The sequence below is a fragment of the Tundrisphaera lichenicola genome (assembly GCF_051175385.1).
GTDB classification, from domain to species: Bacteria; Planctomycetota; Planctomycetia; order Isosphaerales; family Isosphaeraceae; genus Tundrisphaera; species Tundrisphaera lichenicola.
The window spans coordinates 174,908-181,590 of record NZ_CP195107.1 but is presented as its reverse complement, the minus strand read 5'-3'; the positions used below and the strand labels follow the sequence as shown (position 1 = coordinate 181,590).

The 6,683-nt window shown below is 62.7% G+C and carries 4 protein-coding genes; 1 reads left to right on the top strand and 3 read right to left on the bottom strand.

From position 1 onward, the window contains the following. The first annotated feature begins 600 nt into the window (after window positions 1-600). The gene (locus P12x_RS30345) at window positions 601-1,806 is read left to right on the top strand and encodes an acyltransferase family protein (RefSeq protein WP_435011836.1); all 1,206 of its coding nucleotides are present in this window, start codon (window positions 601-603) and stop codon (window positions 1,804-1,806) included. Window positions 1,807-1,896: 90 nt separating this feature from the next. On the opposite strand, the gene P12x_RS30340 is transcribed toward P12x_RS30345, so the two are convergent. The 3 genes from P12x_RS30340 to P12x_RS30330 all read right to left on the bottom strand — a co-directional run bounded on the left by P12x_RS30340 (window position 1,897) and on the right by P12x_RS30330 (window position 6,539). After that, window positions 1,897-2,205, bottom strand: coding sequence for a hypothetical protein (locus P12x_RS30340; RefSeq protein WP_435011835.1), 309 nt, complete (start codon window positions 2,203-2,205; stop codon window positions 1,897-1,899). Window positions 2,206-2,996: 791 nt separating this feature from the next. Further along, window positions 2,997-4,538 (bottom strand): replication initiator protein A, encoded by a 1,542-nt coding sequence (locus P12x_RS30335; RefSeq protein ID WP_435011834.1) that lies wholly within the window; start codon window positions 4,536-4,538, stop codon window positions 2,997-2,999. Between the two features lie 822 nt (window positions 4,539-5,360). Beyond that, window positions 5,361-6,539 (bottom strand): FHA domain-containing protein, encoded by a 1,179-nt coding sequence (locus tag P12x_RS30330; protein WP_435011833.1) that lies wholly within the window; start codon window positions 6,537-6,539, stop codon window positions 5,361-5,363. Window positions 6,540-6,683 lie beyond the last annotated feature (144 nt).

Here is a 6,683-nt window from a genome sequence, read left to right as displayed (position 1 = left end):
TGGCGGGGTCCCTCCCATCGCTTTCCCCGGGAAACCGTCGAAGGCCCGCCGAGGGAGATCGTTTGGAATGGGAATCGGCACTTTCCCCGGGAAACTCGACGACGGGTCGAGGCTTTCCCCAAGAACCCGGACGGGGTAGGGGGACCTCCTCCGGGAAAAACGAACCCAACCGGCCGACCGTTTCCCCGGGAAAGTCCCCGGGAAATCGGGCCAGGGCAGGGGGCCTCAACCGGGAAAAACGAACCCAATCAGGAACAGGTCACTCCGGGAATGCTCCTGGGAAAATCGAACCCAACGAGTCGACCGTTTCCCCGGGAAAGTGCCGGGGAAAAACGAACCCAAGGACGCCATGCCTTGCCCGGGAAAGACGAACCCAAGGCCCACCGACTTGCCCCGTCGACCCATCGCACGGGACGGTCCTCCTTCCCGACCTGGCATCGCTTCTCGATAAGATCGCCCTGAAGAGCCTCCGGTTAACCGGCTATTTCCCGGCGAACAGTTTCCCGGGGAAAGTGGCCTTCCGGCTTGCCCGGATGCCCGAGTCGTCGGATGATGAGCGCGATCTCGGAACCTTCCCCGCGCGAGCCACCGGATTCTTCCATGAGTAAAGATCCCAGTCCCTCGACGGAACCGACCCTTCCCGCCCGGATCGCCTCGGTCGATACCTACCGAGGGGCGGTCATGTTCCTGATGATGGCCGAGGTCCTGCGCCTCTCCAAGGTCGCCCAGTCGTTCCCGGAAAGCCCGGTCTGGCAAGCCCTGAGCTTCCACCAGTCGCACGTGGCATGGCGCGGTTGCTCGGTCCACGACATGATCCAGCCCTCGTTCACATTCCTGGTCGGCGTGGCCTTGCCGTTCTCGCTGGCCAGCCGGATCCGTCGAGGAGACTCGATGGGCAAGTCGATTTTTCATGCGGCCTGGCGGGCCTTGATCTTGATCGCCCTGGGGATCTTCCTCCGTTCGATGGGCCGGGATCAGACCAACTACACGTTCGAGGACACGCTGACCCAGATCGGCCTGGGATACCTACCGCTCTTCCTGATCGGCCTGGCCCGCCCCTGGGTCCGTTGGGCGGCCCTGGCGGTGATCCTGGTCGGCTACTGGGGGGCGTTCGCGGCCTATCCCGTCCCGGGGCCCGAGTATGATTACTCCGCCGTCGGCGTCCCGGCCGACTGGCAACACCATGAGACCGGCTTGGCCGCGCACTGGAACAAGAACTCCAACCTGGCTTCTCGATTCGACCAGTGGTTCCTCAACCTGTTTCCCCGGGAAAAGCCCTTCACCCACAACGGGGGAGGGTACTCCACGCTGAGCTTCATCCCGACGCTGGCAACGATGCTCCTGGGCTTGATCGCCGGAGGATGGCTGAGAGGGGAGGGGAGATCAGGAGGCAAGCTCGGGCGAATGTTACTGGCGGCGGTGGTTTGCGTCGCCGCAGGCTGGGCCCTCGACCATTACGGGCTCTGCCCCAACGTCAAGCGAATCTGGACCCCATCGTGGGTCCTCTTCAGTGGCGGGATCGCGTTCGCCGTGCTTGCGCTGCTCTATGCGACCATCGACCTGACCGGCTTCACCGCCTGGACGTACCCGCTCCGGGTGATCGGCCGGAACTCGATCGCCGCGTACTGCATCGCCCACCTGCTCGACGACTTCGTCCTGGGTTCGATCAAGACTCACCTGGGGAGGGACGTCTTCGCCGTATTCGGCCCCACCTATGAACCGCTCGTCGCCGGAGCATCGATCCTGGGAGTCTACTGGTTGATCCTGTTCTGGATGGATCGCCGGGGGATCTATCTGAGAGTCTGAAGCTCCATCGCAATCTCGGCGAGTTTCCCGGGGAAAGCGAGGTCCCCCGCCCATCCGCCCTGGCCGGGCCGGGCGGCGGACCCGATCGGTTCAGACTCCGACCGCCGACTCTCTCGAGGCGAATTCTCCCTCGAATTCGTCGATGAATCGTCCCGAGATCCGAGGCCCTACCTCATATCCATATCGGCGTATCAAGTCATCCTCGACCGGGCGCAAGATGCATCGATAGGCCTCGTCCCCGTCCAGCCCCCGATCAGAGACCTCACGGGCTATCTCCCGGATCTCCTGGAGGACCCAGCGGACAACCTCGCAACTCCGGACGGAGTCGTGGTAGAAGACCATCGTCGAGACACATCGGGAGATGATCTCCCGGAACTGCCGATCCGTCGTCATGCCCATCCCCTGTTTCCGGTATTCCTGCCGGTCGTCGTCGCCGAGACGGCGGCTGACGTCGTCCCTTCGATCTTCTACACTTCGTCGATCCCGACGCACGCCGCTCGAACCACACGCTCGATCGGCTCGATGAAAACGAAGAAATATCGATGATTTCGATCGCCGGCCGGACCGGGCCGCAGGGCTGCGGGACGTCGATCGGGCCTGCTTGACAGGCTCGCGAGGATGATCGGATGCATTCATTATATCAATGATTGTTATTTAGAGGACATCAATAATGTCAACTAAAAATCATCAATGGATGCTATTATAGAAAGGAGGGGAGGGAGGGGCAACTCTACAAGTCCCCCATATCCCGGAGTTCGCTATTCCGGGCGAAACCCCGCCCCCCCGCGAGGGGCTCGACAAAATCCCTGGGCGTTACGGATTAATCCAGGACCACACAACGTCCCCGAGGCACAAAAAAAGCCCCAACGCATGGATGTGTCCTAGCGTCAAGGCTATCATAGCCACGTTTATCGGCCCCTCGCGAGCCGATCAGCAAGTCAATTCAATCTACAAGAGTCGGAAAACCAAAGTCAATACCTTTCTTGATTAATCACATCTAACGACAAGCTCTATTATTAATTGAAGCATAATTAATCTGCGCAACAACTTCTATCCGACTAACCTGGCGAGTTGTAATCAGCCGCCCCATGCTTATGAAGACTAATAGGGGCCAACGACGACGGCCCACCCATCCAAGTTAAGCCATGACCGCACCTCGATTGAGGCCCTCTCTGATGAGCCCGCTCGGATCATTCCTCACCGGGGCCGGGAAATAATCCCTTTTGCTTGATCGTCGGCTTGCTCGAGCGGGCCTCCATCGCGGCCAGGCAGAGCGGTTCGAGCATGTTCTTCCAGCGTCCCAGGCCGGGGTTCTCGGCCTGGACGGCCGCCCGGATCGCCTCGCGTTCGGATTCGGGGAGCTTTTCCCAACGGGCCAGGAGTTCGGCGTCCTTGGCCCGGGCCTTCTCCGACTCTTCGCGGACCTTTCGCTTGGCCTTGCGATCCCCATCCTCGGCCTCCTTCTTGGCCTCCTCGACCTTGGCCGACCTGGAGAACTCCTCGGGAGCCTGGTAGTCCGAGCGGATCGAGGCCACGAGATAGCCCGCCGGATTCTTGCCGACCCGCTTGTCTTGATTCTTGACCAGCCAGTCGAAGACTTCGAGCTTGGTCCGGACCCGACCGGACGGGTGATTCGCCACCAGTTCGGCGGCGGTCTTCGGGGTGATCCCGCGGCTGGTCAGGGATTCAATCAGGGCCGAGGCGTCGGTCGGCACGGGCGGGGCATCGGGCGTGGCCGCCTGGCCACGGATCAGGATAATCCGCCAGCAACCCCGGGCGACCCACGAGTAACGCTCCTCGGGATCCAGAGGCTCCAGGAACCCGAGCTGCTCCAGCTCCTCCAGCGCGGGCCGGAGCCGCCGCTTCAACTCGGTCGGCGCATAAGATCGGCTCATGCCGATGTGCTCGCATGCCAGCGTGCGAAGGTCGAAGTCCAGGCGTTCTCGCCGGTAGAATCGCTTGTCCAGGAACCGGAACATCCGCTTGGTCGTCGGCAGTCGGAGCCGGAGGTAGAACTCCAGGTCGAGCTGCTTCAGATTGCCGCTCTGGAAGCTCTCGAAGATCACCTCGTTCCATCGGAAGCTGGAAAGGGGCAGCGGGTCGCCCTCGGTCCCGGTCTTCTTGGGGCGGCGACCCGAGGCCGGCTTGGCCCCCGCCTTGCCCGCCTTGCCGGCGGACCGCTTCCGACGCTCACGGTCGTAGAGCGTCACGTTATCCAGGACGTGGAAATTCTCGTCGACCCAGCTCTTGGCCGTGTTGTCCCACCAGGCGTTCTCATACATCAGGACCACGCCGACCCAGCGGTTCAGGGCCTCCTCGATCCGCCGATAGCTGGCCCCGCTCTGCGGCCAGCCCAGCAGTTCGATCAGCTCGTAACGCGAGAACGGGACCTTGGCGTTGGTGAAATTGCTCCGACGCTTGGTCAACTGGATCAGGCCGACCAGGACCTCGTCGTCGGTCGAGGTCGGCAAGCCGTGCTTGACGGTCCCCATGATCGTCAATCGACGGACGATTGGAGGGTGGTCGCGACGCTCCAATTTGTCTTCGAATACCAGCGTCGTTTGACCATTGGGCACCCGATCGGTGAGCGCGGCGATCGGGAATTCCGCCAGATTCAGCTCGTCCTTCCATCCATGATCGGATGCACCTGGATTCTCTTCATTCTGCTCAAACCCTCCAGACTCCTCAATCGTGATAATTGATTCTTCCGGCTCATCTTGCTCAAACAGCATATTTTAAGTCCGGATTGGAGGATTGTTTGGGTTATAAGCAGAAAAAGCAACAACAAAACGGCCGAAGGCTGTTGTTGTCTTTTAGTCTAAGCAAAAGTCTAAAACAAATTCTAGGCGCCGCAAGTTGCCGATCTAACAGAAGTTGTGGAGCGCAAGTATGTCCGGTTCATCGGTAGTGGTATGTCCGGTACATCGTGAGTGCACGGGCTAAGTATGTCCGGTTGATCGTTAAAAGTATGTCCGGTACATCGTGAGTGCACGAGCTAACCATGTCCGGTACATCGTTATGGACAAACGCATCGTATGTCTCAAATATCGCTAGTGTCGACCGTCCACTAGGTGCAAGCCGGTCATCCAAGTATGTCCGGTGCATCGTGATGGACAAAACCCCCCGAAGATTCGAGCCTGGAGGTCTTCGGGCCCAAGTATGTCCGGTACATCGGTAGTCGCCCGATCAGATCGGGGCCAATCCTGAGAGGCGATCCGGGCGGTTTCGGGCCCAAGTATGTCCGGTTCATCGGTACACGGGCGATCCGGAGATGAGCAGTCCGGGAATGGGGGCCTGGTCGGGGATTCGGGTAACGGACGGGGCCGAGCCCAAGTATGTCCCAAATATCGTGTGCAAACACACAGCCGGAAGCATTCGACGAGGGCTGATCTCGGATCGAGGAACCGAGGTGATCGAGGCCCGGAAGTTGGGGCTGGAGATCGGGCATGGCCAGGGAATGGCCCTGGTGGCTCGCCAGTGCGATTGCTCGGGGCCTGGTGGTAGGATTCGGCAATCTTCAGTCGATCGGGCGTCTGGGGCGATTCTGGGCGGTTTTAGGGGCGGTCTTCCGGAGTCGGTTCGGACGGGTTTCGGTGACGGATGGTGGAGGAGATCCGGCCGATCAGATCCTTCCAGGTCGACCGGCTCTCCGACTCCAGGCCCTGGAGTCGGTCGAGGAGCCAGGCGGGCGAGTCTTCCTCCTCGGGGATCTCCCGAGCGATCAGGTCGAGACGGATGGGTTCGGGGGGGGCTTCGGGCGAGCCGCTCCGGAGCTCGACCTGTTCGCGGATCTCGGCGATCTCGCGGCCGAGGGCCTCGATCCGGTCGAATTGGTCCTGGAAGAGCGAGGCGGCATCGGCCTGGAAAAGGCGGAGCGTCCGAAGGATCTCGTTCTGTGGTTCGCCGGGCGGCCGGGCGGCCCCGGTGAGGATCATGGCCAGGAGCGCCGCGCGGGGGCTCCCGGCCAACTCGGCGGGGAGGCCCGGGACTTCGCCGAAGGTCCCTTCGAATCGGGAGAGGGCCCCTAGCTTGGCGTCCCAACGAGGGGGCGCGACCCCGACGACGAGCTGGGCCCGGCCCAGGGTCAGGATGTCGCCGTCCAGGAGCGCCGAGGCCCCGGGGATCGGGAGGCCGTTGAGCAGCGTGGGCTCGCCCAGGAGGTTGATCACGTGGGCCGTCGAGGCGCCTCGGATCAGCGCGCAGTTCGCGGGGGAGGCGTCCTCCACCCGGATCGCGCAGGCCTCGCCCGAACCGGCGAAGGCCAGGGTCGAGCCGAGCATCCAGGACGGCCCCGACTCGTCGATCGGCCCGAGGCTCAGGGCGACCAGGGCGGACGGATCGGCATCGGCCAGGAGGTCATCGTCGGAGAGGGGCGGGTCGATCGACTCGCCATCGATCCGGAGCTGGAGGATCTCGATCCGCCGCCCGGCGACTTCCAGGACGTCCCCGAGGCCGAGTCGGGCCGAGGTCGAATTCCCGCCGGCGAATCGGGTCCCGGTCCTGGTCAGGAGGTCGACGCCGAAGAGGCCCTGATGATCCAGGATCAGGAGGGCGTGGCGGTCTTCGACGGCCGGGTCGTCGATCCGGAGGTCGGCCCCCGGGAGCCGGCCGATCAGGGCGAATGGCTTGCGGAGCCGGACGACCCGGCCGGGCTCGTGTCCTGGACCCCGGACCCGGACGGTGAACCGTCCCTCCACCCAGAGTGCTTCCCGATCCTCCGTGCCGGCGCCCATCGGTCGATATTCTCCTGGATGGAAGTCCGTTAACGTGTTCGGCGAAGGAGGGTGGGGCTCCGGTAAACCGGCGGCCATTCTAGAGCGAGGGCACCCGCCTGGCAATCGTCCCGAGTGGGCCCACGGCCCGTCGACCGAGAAGCT

What these genes read in the sequence shown, in the direction of transcription:
- P12x_RS30330 (WP_435011833.1), bottom strand. Translation starts at nt 6,539, where the DNA reads ATGGGCGCCGGCACGGAGGATCGGGAAGCACTCTGGGTGGAGGGACGG.
- P12x_RS30335 (WP_435011834.1), bottom strand. Translation starts at nt 4,538, where the DNA reads ATGCTGTTTGAGCAAGATGAGCCGGAAGAATCAATTATCACGATTGAG.
- P12x_RS30345 (WP_435011836.1), top strand. Translation starts at nt 601, where the DNA reads ATGAGTAAAGATCCCAGTCCCTCGACGGAACCGACCCTTCCCGCCCGG.
- P12x_RS30340 (WP_435011835.1), bottom strand. Translation starts at nt 2,205, where the DNA reads ATGGGCATGACGACGGATCGGCAGTTCCGGGAGATCATCTCCCGATGT.